Source organism: Mycobacterium ulcerans subsp. shinshuense, assembly GCF_002355775.1.
Classification (GTDB): domain Bacteria; phylum Actinomycetota; class Actinomycetes; order Mycobacteriales; family Mycobacteriaceae; genus Mycobacterium; species Mycobacterium marinum.
Genome location: NZ_AP017624.1, coordinates 2,467,943 through 2,485,648 on the forward strand (window position 1 = coordinate 2,467,943; position 17,706 = coordinate 2,485,648).

The 17,706-nt window shown below is 65.2% G+C and carries 14 protein-coding genes and 2 pseudogenes; 10 read left to right on the forward strand and 6 right to left on the reverse strand.

What is annotated here, in order from left to right; translation table 11 throughout:
* The first annotated feature begins 198 nt into the window (after window positions 1–198).
* Together SHTP_RS11080 and SHTP_RS11085 are read left to right on the forward strand one after the other, a co-directional pair.
* A complete protein-coding gene (locus SHTP_RS11080; RefSeq protein WP_015355433.1) occupies window positions 199–996 on the forward strand; it encodes an SDR family NAD(P)-dependent oxidoreductase in 798 nt (265 codons plus the stop codon).
* A gap of 59 nt (window positions 997–1,055) precedes the next feature.
* A complete protein-coding gene (locus SHTP_RS11085) occupies window positions 1,056–1,733 on the forward strand; it encodes a hypothetical protein (protein ID WP_096370617.1) in 678 nt (225 codons plus the stop codon).
* Window positions 1,734–1,757: 24 nt separating this feature from the next.
* Here SHTP_RS11085 and fadD1 read toward each other — a convergent pair whose 3' ends face one another.
* Entirely contained in the window at window positions 1,758–3,350 is a 1,593-nt protein-coding gene (gene fadD1 / locus SHTP_RS11090; protein WP_096370618.1) for a fatty-acid--CoA ligase FadD1, read from the reverse strand.
* A gap of 927 nt (window positions 3,351–4,277) precedes the next feature.
* Between fadD1 and SHTP_RS11095 the strand changes: the two genes are divergently transcribed.
* From SHTP_RS11095 to SHTP_RS11110, 4 genes and pseudogenes are all read left to right on the forward strand, one after another.
* Complete coding sequence (locus SHTP_RS11095) at window positions 4,278–5,504, forward strand: alpha/beta hydrolase (RefSeq protein WP_231991394.1); 1,227 nt, start codon at window positions 4,278–4,280, stop codon at window positions 5,502–5,504.
* A 444-nt stretch (window positions 5,505–5,948) separates the two neighbouring features.
* Window positions 5,949–7,178, forward strand: a pseudogene (locus tag SHTP_RS11100) (FAD-dependent oxidoreductase).
* Window positions 7,179–7,222: 44 nt separating this feature from the next.
* Window positions 7,223–8,221 carry a Gfo/Idh/MocA family protein gene (locus tag SHTP_RS11105; protein WP_096370619.1) on the forward strand — a complete coding sequence of 333 codons (999 nt, stop codon included), beginning with the start codon at window positions 7,223–7,225 and terminating at the stop codon, window positions 8,219–8,221.
* 259 nt (window positions 8,222–8,480) lie between these two features.
* Window positions 8,481–8,726 carry a hypothetical protein gene (locus tag SHTP_RS11110; protein WP_096370620.1) on the forward strand — a complete coding sequence of 82 codons (246 nt, stop codon included), beginning with the start codon at window positions 8,481–8,483 and terminating at the stop codon, window positions 8,724–8,726.
* A gap of 111 nt (window positions 8,727–8,837) precedes the next feature.
* Here the strand turns inward: SHTP_RS11110 and SHTP_RS11115 are convergent, their stop codons facing one another.
* The 4 genes from SHTP_RS11115 to SHTP_RS11130 form a co-directional block, all read right to left on the reverse strand.
* Entirely contained in the window at window positions 8,838–9,989 is a 1,152-nt protein-coding gene (locus SHTP_RS11115) for a glycosyltransferase (protein WP_096370621.1), read from the reverse strand.
* A 102-nt stretch (window positions 9,990–10,091) separates the two neighbouring features.
* Window positions 10,092–10,961, reverse strand: coding sequence for a DUF4344 domain-containing metallopeptidase (locus SHTP_RS11120; protein WP_096370622.1), 870 nt, complete (start codon window positions 10,959–10,961; stop codon window positions 10,092–10,094).
* A gap of 103 nt (window positions 10,962–11,064) precedes the next feature.
* The gene (locus tag SHTP_RS11125; RefSeq protein WP_096370623.1) at window positions 11,065–12,186 is read right to left on the reverse strand and encodes a cytochrome P450; all 1,122 of its coding nucleotides are present in this window, start codon (window positions 12,184–12,186) and stop codon (window positions 11,065–11,067) included.
* 161 nt (window positions 12,187–12,347) lie between these two features.
* The gene (locus SHTP_RS11130; RefSeq protein WP_015355442.1) at window positions 12,348–12,968 is read right to left on the reverse strand and encodes a hypothetical protein; all 621 of its coding nucleotides are present in this window, start codon (window positions 12,966–12,968) and stop codon (window positions 12,348–12,350) included.
* 229 nt (window positions 12,969–13,197) lie between these two features.
* On the opposite strand from SHTP_RS11130, the pseudogene SHTP_RS11140 reads away from it, so the two are divergent.
* The 4 genes and pseudogenes from SHTP_RS11140 to SHTP_RS11155 all read left to right on the forward strand — a co-directional run bounded on the left by SHTP_RS11140 (window position 13,198) and on the right by SHTP_RS11155 (window position 17,127).
* Window positions 13,198–14,092, forward strand: a pseudogene (locus SHTP_RS11140) (SDR family NAD(P)-dependent oxidoreductase).
* A 326-nt stretch (window positions 14,093–14,418) separates the two neighbouring features.
* Entirely contained in the window at window positions 14,419–15,813 is a 1,395-nt protein-coding gene (locus SHTP_RS11145; protein WP_096370624.1) for a WS/DGAT/MGAT family O-acyltransferase, read from the forward strand.
* 145 nt (window positions 15,814–15,958) lie between these two features.
* Window positions 15,959–16,744 (forward strand): heavy metal-binding domain-containing protein, encoded by a 786-nt coding sequence (locus tag SHTP_RS11150; protein ID WP_096370625.1) that lies wholly within the window; start codon window positions 15,959–15,961, stop codon window positions 16,742–16,744.
* The gene (locus SHTP_RS11155) at window positions 16,744–17,127 is read left to right on the forward strand and encodes a DUF5073 family protein (RefSeq protein ID WP_011740961.1); all 384 of its coding nucleotides are present in this window, start codon (window positions 16,744–16,746) and stop codon (window positions 17,125–17,127) included. Before SHTP_RS11150 ends, SHTP_RS11155 begins: the two co-directional genes overlap by 1 nt.
* A 37-nt stretch (window positions 17,128–17,164) precedes the next feature.
* Here SHTP_RS11155 and SHTP_RS11160 read toward each other — a convergent pair whose 3' ends face one another.
* Window positions 17,165–17,623: a hypothetical protein gene (locus tag SHTP_RS11160; RefSeq protein ID WP_096370626.1), complete on the reverse strand. Its 459-nt coding sequence runs from the start codon at window positions 17,621–17,623 to the stop codon at window positions 17,165–17,167.
* Window positions 17,624–17,706: the final 83 nt, after the last annotated feature.

A 17,706-nucleotide genomic window follows, 5' to 3' on the forward strand; every position in this document is an offset into this window, starting at 1 on the left:
GGGTGCGGTCCAATGCCCGATCGGTGAGTGCGCGCGCCGGCGCCCCAGCGCGCCCCAAACCTACTCCCGCAGTGTGGTTCTCGGCTGGTCTCAAAGCGCCGGTCGATGCCCCGGTGCGCGGCGGCTGACCTCGGGCACCGGTGCGGCGGTGTCACGTCGGATCGAAGGCAACGGGCAGCGTCGGCTACCGTCGTCCCCATGGAATTATCCGGCAAGACTGTTCTGGTTACCGGCGCCACGGGCGGTCTCGGACGGGCGATCGCCTCGTCACTGGCCGACCGCGGTGCGGAGCTGATCCTGAGCTCGCGCAAGCCCGCGGAGCTCGACCAGCTCGCGGCATCGCTTCCGGGACGCAACCATCGCTCGATCGTCAGCGACCTCGCCGAACCGGGTGCCGCGCTGGCCCTGCTCGCCGAGGCGGGGGAGATCGACGTTTTGGTCGCCAACGCAGCCCTGCCAGCATCCGGGAAACTGGAAACCTTCACCGCCGAGCAGGTGGATCGCGCGTTGCGGGTCAACCTCGAGATACCGGTCCAGATGACCCGCGAACTGATCCCGGCGTTCACTCAACGAGGGTCCGGGCATTTCGTCTTCGTGTCGTCCATTTCCGGCAAGACGGCCACCGCGCGTGCGTCGCTGTACGCGGCGACGAAATTCGGCATCCGCGGTTTCGCGCTGTGCCTGCGTGACGATCTGCGCCCGGCTGGGGTCGGCGTCTCGGTGGTGAGTCCCGGGGCGATCAGTGGCGCGGGCATGTTCGCGGACTCCGGTGCGACCGCTCCGCCGCTGATCGGTACCGGCAGGCCCGATCAGGTCGGTGCCGCCGTGGTCACCGCGATCGAGCGCAATCGCGGCGAGGTCACCGTGGCGCCGCTACGCCAGCGGGCGCTGGCGCGATTTGCCGCCAATGCCCCCGAGATCGCCTCGCGGCTGGGTGGGGGGATCGCGGCCAAGGCGGCCGACGAGATCGCCGCCGGCCAGCTGCACAAGCGCTAGCCCGAAGGGGGCGCGCGGCGGCGCTGACTATCCCCGCCGGTGATGGCATCCTGGCTTGGGTGGGGCTGCTGTTTCGGTTGGTCGAGTTGCTGGTGCTGATTGCGCCCATCGTTGGGCTGATCTATGCGGGCATCCGGGCGATCTCGTCGCTCAACAGGAGGTCGGGGGATGGAGCGGTCGACCACGCCCCGCAGGATCGCGCGGCTGGCCAGCCCGACGACGCCCTGCCCGGCAGTAAACCGGCCCAATGGCGGGCGATACGACGCGCGATCGACGCCCACGACGAAACGAACACGCGCTGGTTGGACTATGAACTCGACGTGGCCAAGCTCCTTGATTTCCCGGTGATGACCGACATGCGGGACCCGATCACGACCCGTTTTCACAAGGCGAAGTTGGCGGCGGACTTTCACCGTCCTATGCGGGCCGAAGATCTGCTGGACGACCGCGATGCGGCCAAAGAGTATTTCGATGCGGTGCAGAACTACGTCATCGCGTTCAACGCCGCCGAAGCCGAGGCGATGCGCCGGCGTAGAAGTGATTTCTCCCGAGAAGGTCAACAGCGGCTGGCTCGTGCCCAGAGCCTGCTGCGGGTGGCCGCGGATAGCTCCGCCACCGCCCAAGAACGCTCGCGGGCATACGACTTGGCCTGCAATGAACTCGACGGTCTCATGGTCTTGCCTGGCACTACCAGAGCCAGCATCGAACGCGGCATCGCCGGGGAGATAGATGGCTAGCTACCGGCCGGCCCGGGCGCCGCGCTAGCGGCTCTCGTCGGAGGCTATTCGGTACCGGGTGCCGCGCTGCTCCCGCACCCACAGCGCCTCGTCCGGGCCGATGGCTGTCCCTTCGGCGACCAGCTGTCGCTTGAGCACCTTGTGGGTGGCGGTGCTGGGCAGATCTGCGGCGATCCGGACGTATCGCGGCCAGGCTTTGGCGGACAGGTCGGGTTGCGCGCGCAGAAACGCTTCAAGCGATTCGGGAGTGAACCGCTGGTCCCGGTGCGGCACGACGGCGGCCATCACCTGATCGCCAACCCGGGCATCTGGGACCACATATACCGCGACTGGGTTTACCGAATTGTCCCGCAACAGAATTCGTTCGATCGGGGCTGCCGCAAGGTTTTCGCCGTCTACCCGCATCCAGTCGGCGGTGCGGCCGGCGAGATAGATCCAGCCCTGTGAGTCTCGGTAGGCGAGGTCTCCGGACCAGTACATGCCATGGCGCATACGCTCGGCGTTGGCGCCGGGGTCGTTGTAATAACCGGTGAAAAAGCCCGATCCCATGGTGTTGACCAATTCGCCCACCGCTTCGTCGGCGTTGGCCAGCGCTCCGTGCTCATCGAAGCGTGCCACGGCGCACTCGGTGACGGAGTCGCTGTTGTACACGGCGACACCGTCGACACCCTTGCCGATCGAGCCCGGCGGCGTGCCCGGTTCACGGATCACGATGACGGCATTCTCGGTCGAGCCGAAGCCGTCCTCGACCTGGACTGCGAAACGTCGCGAGAACTCTTCGATATCTTTCGCATTGGCCTCGTTGCCAAAAGCCACGCGCAGCGGATTCTCGGCGTCGTCGTCGCGTTCGGGCGTGGCAAGGATGTAGGCCAGTGGCTTGCCGACGTAGTTCATATAGGTGGCCTGATAGCGGCGAATGTCGTCCAGGAACCCGGTCGCTGAGAACTTCGCCGGGGCGATCGCCGCGCCCGAGACCACCGCGGGTGCCCATCCAGCGACCACCGCATTGGAATGAAAAAGGGGCATGGACACATAGCAGGTGTCGTGAGCCGACAGCCCGAACCGTTCGGTCAGGCTGCGGCCGGCGAATGTGGGCATCAGGTGTGAAACCTGTACCGCCTTAGGGTTGCCGCTGGTACCCGACGTGAAGATCATCATGAACGGATCCATCATTTCGACTTTGCGATGGGGGACCAGCGAACCGGCACCGCCAACCAGCTCTGCCCACCGAGGTGTCGAGGTATCGAAGATCTCTACATCCGCGAGGTCCAAACCATCCAACAGCGAGCGATCCTCGGCATCGGTCACGATGATCTGGCATTCGGCGCGCCTGATGTCCGCGGCCAGCGCCTCGCCGCGCCTGGTGGTGTTCAGGCCGCAGAGCACATAGCCACCCAGCCCGGCCGCGGCCATCTGGGCCAGCATTTCGGGCGTGTTGCCCAGCAAGGACCCGATATGTAGCGGGCGGTCCGGGTCGGCGGCGGCGATCAATCCGGCCGCGCGCGCGGCGGCCTCCGCCAGATACCCGCGCCAAGTCCATTGCAGATCATGATATTTCACGGCAATGCTGGAGTCGGACATGCGCTGTTGCAGCAGGGCCTGAATCGTCTCTGTCATTGATCAGGATCCGTATTCGTTGTGGGTTGGGGCAACTGGCGGGCGTGTCGCTTACCGACGATCAGCTGGGCTGCAATCATCCCGCGCAGGGCGGTCAGCAGGTGTTCGCGATCCCACTGCTGTGAATCGAACGGATCTGCAGCGGGCACAGACGCTTCTTCTCCATCGCCAGGATGGTCCCGGTAGATTTCCCAGGGCGCACCTATTCAGGCAACGCACGACACTTCGCTTCGTGGTGACCAGTCGAACCGAGACCAGCTTGCCACATGGTCGCGACCGCGGACAGGCGCCCTGACGTTGGAGTACCGAGGTGCCGGCGGCCAATCGAGCAAGCCCTGACCTGTTGGTCGGCAACGGCGTCTTGGATGCCGGACACGCGTGGACCGAGGCCTATATTGTGGCAACGGCGGTCGCACAGCTCAAGCGATGTCGTCCGAGGCTCGGTGCGGCGACCGTGATCAGGGTGTGGCCGGCGGGTGCGGCTCGACTGTGCAGAGCACCGCAGGGGCCTACGCAATTGCTGCCACCGGCGGCGGTAACAACAACGATGGAGGGCGCGGTGCGGGGGGCGCGTCGATCGCGATGAGCGGCGGCATCGAAGGCGCTGGCATCGATTGGGCTCGCGAGCAGGGCACCGGCCAGCCGCAAGCCGCGGGGACGGCAGTCCCTGGCAGTTCCCGGCCGCGATGGGTTTTCCACCGCCTCCGAGCTGGCCCACGCAGAACAACTTGGCGCCGCTGGTTTGGTGTGGCTGCGACGGTTCTGTCTGTTGCCGCGGGCACCTGCTGGGCCGCCGCTTGGGCGGGCGGATCTGACCAGTCGGCCGCACTGTCGGAATGGTCTCCATGCGCCGCTGCCAACGGCGCTGCCGGAATGCAATGCGCCATCCTCAACGTGCCGCTGGATTGGAACCTAGCTGAATCTGCCATGGCACAGGTGGCCGTGGCTCGGCTGCCCGCAACCGGAGCGCACAAGCTGGGTGTAATCGTCACCAACCCGGGCGGTCCCGGCATATCGGGCATCGATGATATGGCTTACAGCGGCAATTTTTGGGACCGGCTACGACAAGATTTCGACATCGTCACCTTCGATCCGCGCGGGGTAGGCGCGAGCCGGCCGGCCATCGCGTTGGCCGGCGATGAGCTTGTCGCCGCTGTCCGCAATCAACCCAGCATTCCGCGCACCGAGGCTCAGCGCCGGAGTCGTCTGGAGGGGACAACTCGGCTGGTGGATGCCGCGCAGCGAGGAGGCGTTCTGGGTTTAGTTGGGACGCAAGAGGTTGCACGCGACCTTGAGGCGCTGCGCGTCGCGATGAACGTGGAGAGCATCGACTACTTCGGATTTTCCTACGGTACCTACCTGGGGGTGGTGTATGCCGACATGTTCCCCGGCCGCACTCACCGCATCGTGCTCGATTCGGCCATGAATCCCGCCAACGACTACGCCACACTGCGCCACGATCAGGCTGTTGCTTTTGACCGCGCTATCCGGGCTCAGTTCGACGCCCCAGAAATCCAACGCATCCAGGCGTTGATCGAGAGACTGGATGAAAGCCCCATCGTGGGCGAAGACGGACGTGTGCTGTCGGGTTTGCGGTTGCTCAACTACGTCGAATCAGCGGCCTACGAACCGGAGACGTCGGTGCCGGTACTGAGAGAAGTACTCGCCGAGGCCAGTCGGGGGAACTGGGCTCCGGTCATCGACGCCGTGCACGGACCGGCACTTCTGGTTAACCCCGCTGACCTGCCCTATCTCTCGGTAGCGTGTCATGACCTGTCCACGCCCACCCAGGTCGGTGACGTTGCGGCGTTAGCCCGCGCCTGGACACGTGAAGCCCCATTGACCGGGGCCAGCCGCGCGTGGTCCGTACTGCCCTGCACCGTCTGGCCCACGCGGGCCGCCGCGCCGCCGCACCGGATGACGGCTGCGGGCTCCGGGCCGACGCTGGTGATCGGTGTCGCTGGTGACCCAGCGACACCGCCGCACTGGGGCCGCGAGCTGGCTGCGACGCTCGTACACGGCCAATATCTGCAATGGGCTGGCGCCGGCCACGTCGCCTACGGCCGCGCCGGCGAGCCACTAGGCACAATCGTCAACGATTTCTTCGTCTCGGGCAGGTTGCCGCCTGCCGGCCTCGAGCTACCCGCCGACTAGGACTTCATCTGCGGCGAACCTGGGGCCTGGTCACGTGCGTGCTCCCCAGCGCCGGCCCAGCACCGGAATTGGGTGTAGGTTCTGTTGGTGATCGTGGGCGCCGACCTCTCCTTGCGGGGCTGTGAGCGGGTCTGTTGGGGTTGGCTTGTGGGGCAGGTATGTTCGAGCTCGGCGGTGATCAGCTTGACGGTGTCGCCGGGGTGGCGGGCGTTCCCAGCGTGTCGTCCTTTTGTGGCCCAGCGGCCAGATCGCATGCCGCCAAGACGATTTCGCGTTAGGCAGTATCGAGGATGTCGCCGCTGCGGGCGGCCGTCGGGTACCAGACAGGGCCGCCGTCGCGGGCGTGCACGGTGTCTTGGACTCGAGCATTGGCTCGACCGTAGTGCGCCGATGAATTCCGCCCGGTCCGGCGTGCCATTGGACGCCCCTTATGCTTGTCCGCAAATGGGTGAGAAAACCACGTGCGCGATAATCGGCGGCGGCCCAGCCGGGATGGTTCTCGGGCTTCTGCTGGCCCGGGCGGGTGTAGAAGTCACGTTGCTGGAAAAGCACGGCGACTTTCTGCGCGACTTTCGCGGTGACACAGTGCATCCGACCACGATGCGGCTGCTCGACGAGTTGGGCTTGTGGGAACGCTTTGCTGAGCTGCCCTTCAGCGAAGTTCGCAAAGCGACGCTGGATACGAACGGGCGTTCGGTCACCTATATCGACTTCGGGCGGCTGAACCAACCGCACCCCTACGTCGCGATGGTGCCGCAGTGGGACCTGTTGAACCTGCTGGCCGAGGCCGCCCAAGCCGAGCCGAGCTTCACACTTCGGATGAATACCGAGGTGACCGGTTTGCTGCAGGAAGGCGGCCGCGTCACCGGAGTGCGCTATCAGTGCGCCGAGGGACCCGGTGAATTGCGGGCGGAGCTGACCGTGGCGTGCGATGGGCGGTGGTCCATTGCCCGCCAGGCGGCCGGGCTCAAGGCGCGCGACTACCCGGTGAACTTCGACGTGTGGTGATTCAAGCTGTCGCGCGAAGGTGATGCGGACTTTTCGTTCCTGCCGCGTTTCGGGCCGGGCAAGGGGCTGGGCGTTATCCCACGTGAGGGCTATTTCCAGATCGCCTACATCGGGCCCAAGGGGACAGACGCCAAGCTGCGTGAGCGCGGGATCGAGGAATTCCGGCACGACATCGGCGCACTGCTACCCGAAGCGGCCGAGTCCGTGGCCGGGCTGGCCTCCATGGACGATGTCAAGCATCTCAACGTGAAGGTGAACAGGCTGCGACGCTGGCACATCGATGGGCTGCTGTGTATCGGTGATGCCGCGCATGCGATGTCGCCGCTGGGTGGGGTGGGTATCAATCTTGCCGTTCAGGACGCGGTCGCGGCAGCGACCATCTTGGCCGAACCACTGCTAGGACACCGAGTCACCGGTCGGGACCTGGCGGCAGTGCGCCGCCGTCGCGTCATCCCGACCGTGATAACCCAGGCCGTGCAACGGTTACTGCACCGGCGGCTGCTGGGACCGCTGTTGCGCGGTCAGGACGCGACCCCGCCGGCGGCTCTGCTCGGCTTGGTCGAGCGGGTGCCGTGGCTGTCGGTGATCCCGGCCTACTTTGTCGGGGTCGGGGTCCGGCCCGAGCATGCACCCGCCTTTGCTCGCCGGGGCGGCCGCACCGACTGATCACGCGTCACCGGCGGTGCCGGCGCAAGTGCTAGTGTCGGTCTGTGACAGGACACGGGAGCCCACTGCGGATCGGCATCCTGGGCGCGGCGCGGATAGCGCCGCAGGCGCTCGTCAAACCAGCTCAGGGCAACGTCGAAGCCGTGGTGGCCGCGGTCGCCGCACGCGATGGCGCACGCGCACAGGCCTTTGCCGCCAAACACGGCATCAGCCGGGTGCACAGCAGCTACGAGGCGCTCATCGCCGATCCAACCCTCGATGCCGTCTACATCCCCCTGCCCAACGGCCTGCATGGCAGGTGGACCCAAGCCACGCTGACCGCCGGCAAGCATGTGCTGTGTGAGAAGCCGTTCACCGCCAATGCCGCCGAGGCCGACGAGATCGCCCAGTTGGCCGCGACCACCGATCGCGTGGTGATGGAGGCTTTCCACTACCGCTACCATCCGCTGACTCTGCGGATCGAGCAGATCATCGCCTCCGGGGAGCTGGGCGCGCTGCAGCGGGTGGAGACGTCGATGTGTTTTCCGCTGCCAAAGTTCTCCGACATCCGTTACAACTACGCCCTGGCCGGAGGCGCGACGATGGACGTCGGCTGCTACGCGGTGCACATGGCTCGTACCTTCGGCGGCGGCACTCCGGAAGTGGTTTCAGCGCAAGCAAAACGGCGTGACTCGGAAGTGGACCGTGCGATGACAGCCGAGTTGCGTTTTCCGGCAGGCCATTCCGGTCGAATCGAGTGCTCGATGTGGTCGTCGCACCTGTTGAACATGAGCGCGCGGGTGGTTGGTGACCGCGGCGAGCTCCGGGTGCTGAACCCCGTTGTGCCCCAGCTCTTCCATCGGCTCACCGTCCAGTCGGCCATTGGCAGGAGGGTGGAACGCTTTCCCCGTCGGGCCTCGTATGCGTATCAACTCGACGCCTTTACCGGGGCAATACTGCGCGGCGAAGCGGTCAAGACGACACCGCAGGACGCGGTGCAGAACATGACTGTCATCGATGCCATCTACCGCGCCGCAGGCCTTCCGCTGCGCAATCCGAGCTGAACCTGGAGCGCGGTCGCAGCACGGATCTTGCGCCCGGTCATGTGGTATCTGCGGTTGCTGGGACTGCTGTGGTTTGTGACTGAGCCCACAAACCCCGGTCCCGGTGAAACGGTGAGGTTTGAGCCCCAAAACCGCGGGTATATTCATACTTGCGCAGGTTCTGGGGCCGGATCCAATCGACACGCAGCCGCTGGATACCAGACGCGTGAGTGAATCGATCGGATGATTCACGACAGTCCGGCCGGAAGGAGGCTATGAAATGAACGTGAAGAAGTTTACTGGAACAGTTGCTCTTGCGGGTGCGCTCGGCGCCACCACGCTCGGGTTCGGCGCGGGTATGGCCTCGGCCAACCCGGGACCGCGGATACCGGGCCCGCCGGGACCGCACGTTGACGACTGGGCGAACTGGCACCAGGTACCGCCCGGCCAGATCAAGAAGGTGTGCCCGTGGCAGTCACCTCCTGGCCACTGGGTTGGGGGACCGCACGGCATTCCCTGCACCTGATCAACCAACGCTTCAATTTTCGCAAATGGGCGCCTAGCAATGGGCTAGGCGCCCATTTGCTGTCTGCGATGTGCGTCTGTTTGATTTCGGCACAGCCACGGGCGGCGGGCATCAGCACGCGCGGCTGGCAGCGTCCCCGCCGCCACAGCACCCTGGTGCGTCGGCGTCCAGGGCGGTTAGCATCCCGGCGGCGGCCACCTGCCAAGTGAACATCTCGGCGCGGCGCCTGGCGGAGCTGCGGCGTTGCCGCTCAGGCCAACCGACGATGGTGCGAACCGCGGCTGCGATCGCCGCGGGGTCGTTGTCCGCCGATGCCCCGCTGTCGGTGGTGATGATCTCGCTGAGGGGCGAGGTGCGCGACACCACGGCCGGTGTGCCACAAGCCAAGGACTCGAGTGCGGCAAGCCCGAATGTTTCGTGCGGGCCGGGCGCCAACGCGATATCGGCGGAGGCCAGGAGCTGGGCGACGGTGTCGCGGTGGGTGACAAATCCGGTGAAGTCGACGGGCAGCCCTGCCGCCTGGCGCTGCAGCCTGGCCCGAAGCGGGCCCTCTCCAACGATGACCAACCGTGCATCGACGCCCGCATCACACAGCGCGGCCAGTGCCCCGATGCTGCGATCGACGTGCCTTTCCACTGACAACCGGCCGCAATGGATCAACAGCAGCTGCCGGGGTGTGGCGAAACGCTGGCGCACCAGCGGGCAGCGCCGACGCGGGTGAAAAGTCTGCAGGTCCACGCCCAGGGGCACGGTGAGGGTGTTGGTCGCGCCGATGCGATCGAATTCTTCGCGGGCGAACGCCGTGGTGCACACCACGGTGTCGTAGTTGGCGGCGGTACGCCGGTTTGCGAAGTCGGCGAGCCGCTGCGCGGCGCGGTGCGGAAGCACCTGACCCACCAACCGATCTAGGCGCTCATGGGAAATCATGACCGTCGTGATCCCACGCTCGCGACCCCAGCATCCCAGCGATCGCAGCGTGAGCCGGTCGGAGACCTCCACGGCGTCGGGATCAAACGCGCCCAACAGCTCCCGCGCCCGTCCCGGCATCACCGCGCGGTAGCCGCCAGTAAGCGGAATCAGCTGGGCGGGCGAGCTGATTCGTACGACACCGGTGTCCAAGCGGCGTTGCCCGGTGTGCGCCCCCGGCACGATGAGAAACACCTCGTGCCCGCTGGCGCAGTATTCGGCGCCCAACCGATCGACCGCCGTTCGCAGGCCACCCGAACGTGGTCCGTAGAAGTTGGCGACCTGAACCACACGCATACCCGTGAGAAAAACCGGCCCTTGTGTGCGATCAACAATGCGGAGCCGACGGCCATCTGAATTGTCCGTGAAATCTACTCGGGTCGTGCCGGGGACTACGGATCAGCTGGGCTTCTTCAGGTGCGGGCCCAGCATCTGATGCCACGCTTTCGACATGTTCTGGAACTCGTCCTCGCAATTGCCGGCGCGGTCTTCCGGCAAATCGCCGGAAGTGACGATGCCGGCATTGGCTGGAGTATCCGAGCCGTAGATCCAGCACTCCCAGTTGTACATCCGCGTGATGTCCATCGAATGCCCATCCCAGAACGGGAGATCGTTGGCATCGCCGTCCTCTTTTGCGCTCAGCCGCCAATCCTGCGCCGTGTTGGTCGCGATGCGGACGCCATTGGGATAGGGCGTTCCGTCTGCCCCGGGGGCCAGCAACATGAAAGCCGAGAGCTGGTCGGCGACATCCTCCTCACGACCGGTGAATGCCAGCTCGTAGATGGAGAGCGTGGCGTGGCCCAGCTCGTGATAGAAACCCGAAGTCGTCCCGTCCACCGCGGCGGTCGTCGAGTCCGGGTTGCCGCTTCCGGCGAACCGCTGCTCGCTTTGCTGGATGTCTTCGTAGCAGAGTTGTATCTCATTGACACTGGGATCCCAATAGTCGTTGGGTTCACCGCATTGCTTGCCGACCACGGTGATGTCGTAGGGCAGGTTCAAGGTGTCGTTGACCTGTGCCGCCACCGCTTCCAAGAGCTTTGCGTCCATCATGAGCCCTCGACCTTGCTCCGCATCCGGTGTCTGGGCGTCGTCATAGCGGGTATTGACCTTGCCCGCTGCGGCGGCTTCGGTGGAACTGGCCGGCGTCGCGGCCTGGCTCTCGGACCCGGTCGAGGCTGCATCGTCAGCCGATGGCGAGTTGGATCCGCCGCAGCCGGCCGACAGGAGCAGGGCCGCGATCGCAGCCATGACAGTGAGCGGCCTACTCATCGATGCTCTCCTTCTTCGACACCACCCGCTGGGTCGACATCGGCGGATTCAGCTATGAGGTGAACTGCAGCGGCAGCGTCGACAGGCCGAGAGTTGCCGATGGTCAATCGATCTCGGGCGTGTACCCGCACGCCACTTCAAACTGGGGTATCCGGCGCAGCCATTCACTTATCACCAGGCTCAGCTCCATCCGCGCCAGGTGCGAGCCCAGACAGCGGTGGGTGCCGCCACCGAAGCCCCAGTGCTTGTGCACCTTGCCGTCCATGACGACATCATTGACCGAGGTGGCGTCGCTGCCATCGCGATTGATCGCACCCAGGCACAACCACACCCTCGAACCCGCTGGAATCTTCGCGCCGGCGATATTGACTTCTCGGGTCGTGACGCGCGGAACAACCGGCGCGGGAGGTTCGAGTCGGACGATCTCATCAACGAAAACTGCTATTTTACCGTGGTTTTCGCGAAGTAGCTGGCGCAATTGCGGGCGCCGAGCCAGCTCGAGCAGAGCTGCCCCGATCGCGGAGGTCACGGTGTCCAGGCCGGCAAGGACGAAGACGTAACTGAGCCCGAGTGCCTCGCTGTCATCGAGTGGGTCATCGCCGAGGAGCACCTGAGACAGAATGTCGGTACCCGGATGCCGGCGGTGGGCGGCAATGGCGTCGACAAGGTAGCTCGTGAGCTCGAGTGCGGGAGTCAGGTCAGCGTCGTCCAGGCTGGCGAGCAGGCCCAGGGCGATGATGGCGTCTTTCCAGCGGATCAAGCGGTCCCGGTCTGCCAGCGAAAGGCCGAACAACGTCAGGAACACCTGTGATGGATACGGGATCGCCAGCTCCGTGATCACCTCCCACTGGCTTCCGGCGGCGATTGCGTCGATGATCTCGATCGCCTGCGCTTGCAGTGACGGCAGCATGGCGGCCAGTGCATGTGGACTGAAGAACGGTTGCAGGACTTTCCGGAATCGAGTGTGCTCGGGTGGATCGAACGCAAGTGGTACCAGCGGCAATCGACTGCCCAATATGTCGAAGGCACGCTTGGACGAGAAGACCTCGGGATGGCGCAGCGCATCGAGCACATCGTCGCGTCTGGTCAGGTAATAGAAGCCATCGCCGATCACCACCGGGCCGGCGTCGCGCAAGGTCGCCCATCCGCGTCCCCGGTCGGTAGCCATCGGGAGCTCCGCGTAGACAAAGTGAGGGATGTCCCGTTCGTCGCGCGGTGCGCTCATCGGGATATCTTCACCCCGGGATGGCCGCCTTGATAGTGCAATTCACGATTTTCGGGCCGACGCCGAAAGCGCGCCATCGGGAGCGGGGGAGCACGGCGGCGGTGTTGGTGGGCGCGCTCGTTGGTCCGTGTCCGCCCCGCGCTGAGCGGTATTGGGACCGCTCAGCCGGTGAGGCCCTTCTTGATCGCCGCATCTTGCTTGCGGCCCACGTCGGTGACGAACTCGGGTGGCGCCGGGATTTCGGCAGGCCCATCGAATTCCAGCTCGGCCAACGCCCGACCTTGGGTGAACAGCAGCACCGTCACCCCCTTTGTCCCGTCCGGTGAGAGCCCGGTGATTGCGATCCCGCCAACGCCGACGTCGAACGGATCGGGGGTTCCTGTGACGATGCCGTCCAGGGCGTTCTTGCGCTGATCGAGCGCACTGGTCGCGGCGGCAGGATCCGGCAGGACCCAGATGGTGTCATTGATGACGTGGCTACGGTCGTCGTTGCTGAAGCTCGTGGAGACGCCGGGTCGCCCATCCGGGTTTCGCACGGGCGGGCTAGCGGTGAATGCCTCGGGCGCGTCGATCTCTGAAGCCTGGATCAGCAGCCGGGCATAATCGGCCGGATCCGTCGGCGCGGCGGTGGCCGCCGAACTTGCGCTGCTCGCATTCGAGGGGCTCGACTGGCTCGACGATGACGGCGATGACTCCGTATTGCTGCTACAGCCGACCAGCGCGGCTGCGGCCAGCGTCACCGTCGCAGTCAAGGTGGCGGCCAACGTGCAAGTATTCTTCAAGGCAAGCTCCGTTCGCCAGGCTCAGGTGTGAGACGACGGCAGCGTGCCGCGCCGGTCCCAAGCTAGCCCGGGCAAGGCGCTTCCGTCGGGCTCTTAGTATTCCTGCTACGTGGCCGAGAACCGTCGTTGCCGGTTCAGCGCGAGTCACGACGCGAAGCAGGCGACCCCTCGAGTCGTCATCTCGAGGATGGACAGCCCGGCGCTGGACTGAGCGGATTGCGGGGAACCGATGACCGACCGAGACCTCCTGGCCGGACGGGGCGTTGTCGTGGTCGGCGGCAGCCGCGGCATCGGACGCGCCGTCGCCGAACTGCTGGCCCGACTCGGTGCCGGCGTGGTGATCAGTGGACGCGAGCCGGACGCGGTACGTGACGCAACCGAGGCGGTTATCTCCGCGGGCGGTCGCGCCGCCGGCATCGCCGGCGCGGCGGACCACGAAGACACGGCAAATGCACTGGTCGATCGGTGCATGACCAGCTTCGGACGACTAGAAGCCTTGATCAACTGTGCGGGCATCGCCGAGCCGCCCGGCTCCTCGATCCTCAACATCAGTCCGGGCTCAATTCGATGGTCTGCTTCGAGCCCATCTGGGCACCGTATTCCACACCTGCCGGGTCGCCGCGCCGGTGCTGGCCGCTCAGGGACACGGATCGATCATCAACACGGGTTCGGTTGCGTTCCTCGGCGACTACGGGGGCAGCGGATATCCCGCGGGCAAAGCGGCCGTCAACGGGCTGACCCTGGCAATATCGGCAGAACTGAAAGCGTGCGGTGTACGTGCCAACGTCATCTGCCCCGGGGCGCGTACGCGGCTGTCCAGCGGCCCGGCCTATGAAGCGCATATCAACGAACTCCATCGCCGTGGACTGCTCGACGAGATGACTAGGCAGGCCTCCCTCGATGCGCCGCCGGCCGATTTCGTCGCGCCGCTGTATGCTTATTTGGCCAGCGATCTGGCCAGCGGGATCACGGGTCAGATCTTCGTTGCTTCAGGAGGATTCGTTGGCACCTTCGACCGTCCGACGCCACGGGTCCTGGGCTGGCGCGATCATCGGGCCGATCCGCCGTGGCCGGTCGAGGACCTGCACACCATGATCAACGCCCGGCTGCTCGACACGGACTAGCGGGCGTTGTCCGCGCGGGAGCGGCCACCGGCGAAGGTTGCACCCACCGAGCCTCGCCGGTGGTTTCGGCCAAAGACCCAAAGACGATGTTTATTACGCGCTCAGTGTGGGAAAGACCAATGAGCGGGCATGAGCGGGATGGGTGGGCGCCACCGCAAGATCGTCATGTCGTGCTCACCAAACGGGGCGCGCAGTGTGGCGCGCACCGATACGAGATCAACTCCAAATGTCTTGTACGGGAGCGTAGTTGCACGCTTCCCAGCGTCTGCGCGTACGAGCATTTCCGGGGCGGAAGATGTGAATCACTCTAGTCGGGCGGGGCGGCCATGGAACGATTGAGCGGACTTGATGCGTTTTTCCTTTATCTGGAGACTCCAGCGCAACCAATGAACGTGTGTTGCGTGCTGGAGCTGGACACTTCGACCATGCCGGGCGGCTACCGGTACAAGCGGTTTCATGCCGCCCTGGCCAGACACCTACAAGCGGTGCCGGAGTTTCGGATGAAGCTCGCCGATACCCAGCTCAACCTCGATCACCCGGTGTGGGTGGACGACGAAGGCTTTCAGCTGCGCCGCCATGTACACAGGGTCGGGCTGCCAGCGCCCGGAGGCCGTCGCGAACTAGCCGAGATGTGTGGCCATATCGCGGGACTTGCGCTGGACCGGGATCGTCCCCTGTGGGAGATGTGGGTGATCGAAGGCGGAGCCCGGAATGACTCGGTGACGGTGATGCTCAAGGTTCACCACGCGGTAGTCGATGGGGTTGCCGGAGCCAACCTGCTGGCCCACTTGTGCAGCTTTCAGGCCCGCGGGCCGGTACCCCTGCCGGCCCGCGGTGTCGGTCCTGGGCATCCGTTGCAGATCGCCACGAGCGGACTGATGGGGTTTGCGCTGCGCCCGTTACGGCTGGCCACGGTGGTGCCGGCAACGATCCGGACGCTGGCTCAGACGGTGCTACGCGCTCGCGAAGGCCGCACCATGGCCGCACCGTTCTCGGCCCCACCGACGCCGTTCAACGGCAACGTCACTCGGCATCGCAACGTCGCGTTCACCCAGCTCGACATGCGCGACGTGAAGCGGGTAAAGCAGCGTTTCGGGGTGACCGTCAACGACGTGGTGGTGGCGCTGTGTGCGGGGGTCTTGCGCCGGTTCCTGCTGGAGCGCGGTGAACTGCCCGATACGCCGCTGGTCGCGACCGTGCCGGTATCGGTGCACGAGAAGTCCGACCGGCCCGGACGTAACCAAACCACGTGGATGTTCTGCCGGGTGGCAAGCCAGATTAGCGATCCTGCGGAACGCATTCGTGCCATCGCCAAAGGGAACGCCGCCGCCAAAGATCACACCGCAGCGGTGGGCCCCACCCTCCTGCACGATTGGACTCAGTTCGGCGGCCCGACCATGTTCTCGATCCTGCCTCGCATTCCGATATCCCGCAGTCCCGCCTACAACTTGATCCTGTCGAATGTGCCAGGCCCGCAGAGTCAGTTGTACTTCTTGGGTTGCCGGGTCGACGCGATGTGTCCGCTCGGCCCGATCCTGGGGGGTGCTGGACTCAACATCACCGTCATGTCGCTCAACGGTGAACTGGGCATTGGCCTCATCTCCTGCCCGGACCTGGTCCCTGACCTGTGGGGTCTTGCCGACGGATTCCCGGATGCGTTGAAAGAACTGCTCGAATGTCGCGACGTCCGGTGCGCAGATATCGACCTTGTCGACGTCTGATCGGTCGCCGATTCGATAGCTGACCGGCCTGCATCCGGCCGGTGGCGACAAGCACTCACCGACACCCTCGTCCAAGTCGCAGATAACGCGTCTGCGATGCGCCGCTGCGGCTACGCTGTCCGGGACCGCAGGAGGGTATTTGACCATGCAACCCAACCAGCTCGACCCAGTCGCCAAGGAGCGGCTGTCCCACGCTGCAAAGGTCTTCACCTCTGACTTGTCGATCAACGAGTTCGCCCTCCTGCACGGGGCGGGGTTTGAACCGATCGAACTCGTGATGGGGGTTTCGGTCTACCACGTTGGCTACCAGTTAACCGGCATCAGACAGCAATCGGAGCTGCCGGTGCTGACCGACGCGACCTATCGCGCCCGCTGGAACGCAATGTCGCGGATGCAGGCCGAAGCCGATGCGTTGGGCGCGGACGGAATTGTCGGGGTCCGACTGGACTGGCGCCATCAGGGTGAAGGACAACATCTCGAATTCATCGCCGTCGGCACCGCTGTCCGCTACACCGCCAAGCCCGGGGCCTTTCGGCGCCCCAACGGACAAGCGTTTACCAGCCACCTGTCCGGCCAGGACCTGACGACCCTGCTGCGTTCGGGATTCGCGCCCGTGGCATTCGTGATGGGCAATTGCGTGTTCCACATTGCGGTCCAAGGATTCTTGAAGACGCTGAGCCAGGTTGGGTGCAACGTCGAGATGCCGCAATGGACTCAGGGCAGCTACCAGGCCCGCGAACTTGCGATGTCTCGGATGCAGGCCGAGGCGGAACGGGACGGCGCCTCCGGAGTCGTGGGTGTGCACTTCGCCATCTCCAACTATGCGTGGGGACATCACACGGTGGAGTTCTATGTGGCCGGAACGGCAGTGCGTCGCAGCGGCGAACCGCAGAGCATCACGCCGTCATTCGTTCTGCCGATGAGTGGTTGATGACCGGGTACGACCAGCAACGGGTCAGCGATGCCGTGGGGGCAGCGTTGGCCGGCCCGGGGGGAGTCGGGATGGTGGTCAAGGTCTTTTGCGCAGTTCCGGGGGTCGTTCTCACCCCGGCCCGGCGCGGATTCTTTCGATCGGAACCGGAACGAATCCTGATCGGCGACTGGCGCTACGAGGTCACCTCAGATGGCCGGCTAAGCGCTTCTCATCTGGTCAACGGCATCGTGTTGGCCGAGCAGGTGCTGGCCGCGGGGGCGGTCGGTCCGCACATCGCCCGCGCGCTCGCACAACTGGTCAGCCACTACGGGCCGACGATCCAGCCCGGGATCGACGCGGCGCTCGAGATGCTGGAAACCTTTGGCGGCCGCGGGTACTGAAGGCTCCATCGCGGTGACCGGTGGCGATGCCCCCTCGTCAGGCTTGGTCTTGCCCACGTGCCAGCAGCGAGGTTATGGCCCGAAGCACACCGCGTCCCGCGTAGACGGCCGCTACACAGGAAAGCACGATCAGCGCGATGAATGTCGGCAGCCAATTGGCTCGACTATGACTAACGCCCCACCAGACGAAGGTGAAGAGCACCACACACAGCAGGAGCACCAGATCTCGCCAATTGCCCTGGTAGGACGCGGCAGCCTGACGCAGGGCGCGGTTGCGCTGGGATATGTTCACCAGGTCATCGATGCGTGAATCGATCGTGCGCTGCAGATCCGCGCGCCGCTCGGTGGCATCCGGTGGAAGCCGATCCAGCAGGTCCATGTCTTGCTTGATTATTGCCCGGTAGTCGGGGCGCTTGAATTGACCGGCCGAAGCGGCAAGCAGTGCGCCACCGAATATGGGCGCTGTGTTCAGCGCAATCTCCGCCAGACCCACCATAGCGACTCCTCATCAGCGTGGTGCTCAACCTCAGCTCGTAGAGGATCTCCGAACTCGGCCGATCGATCAAACCGCGAGCGCAA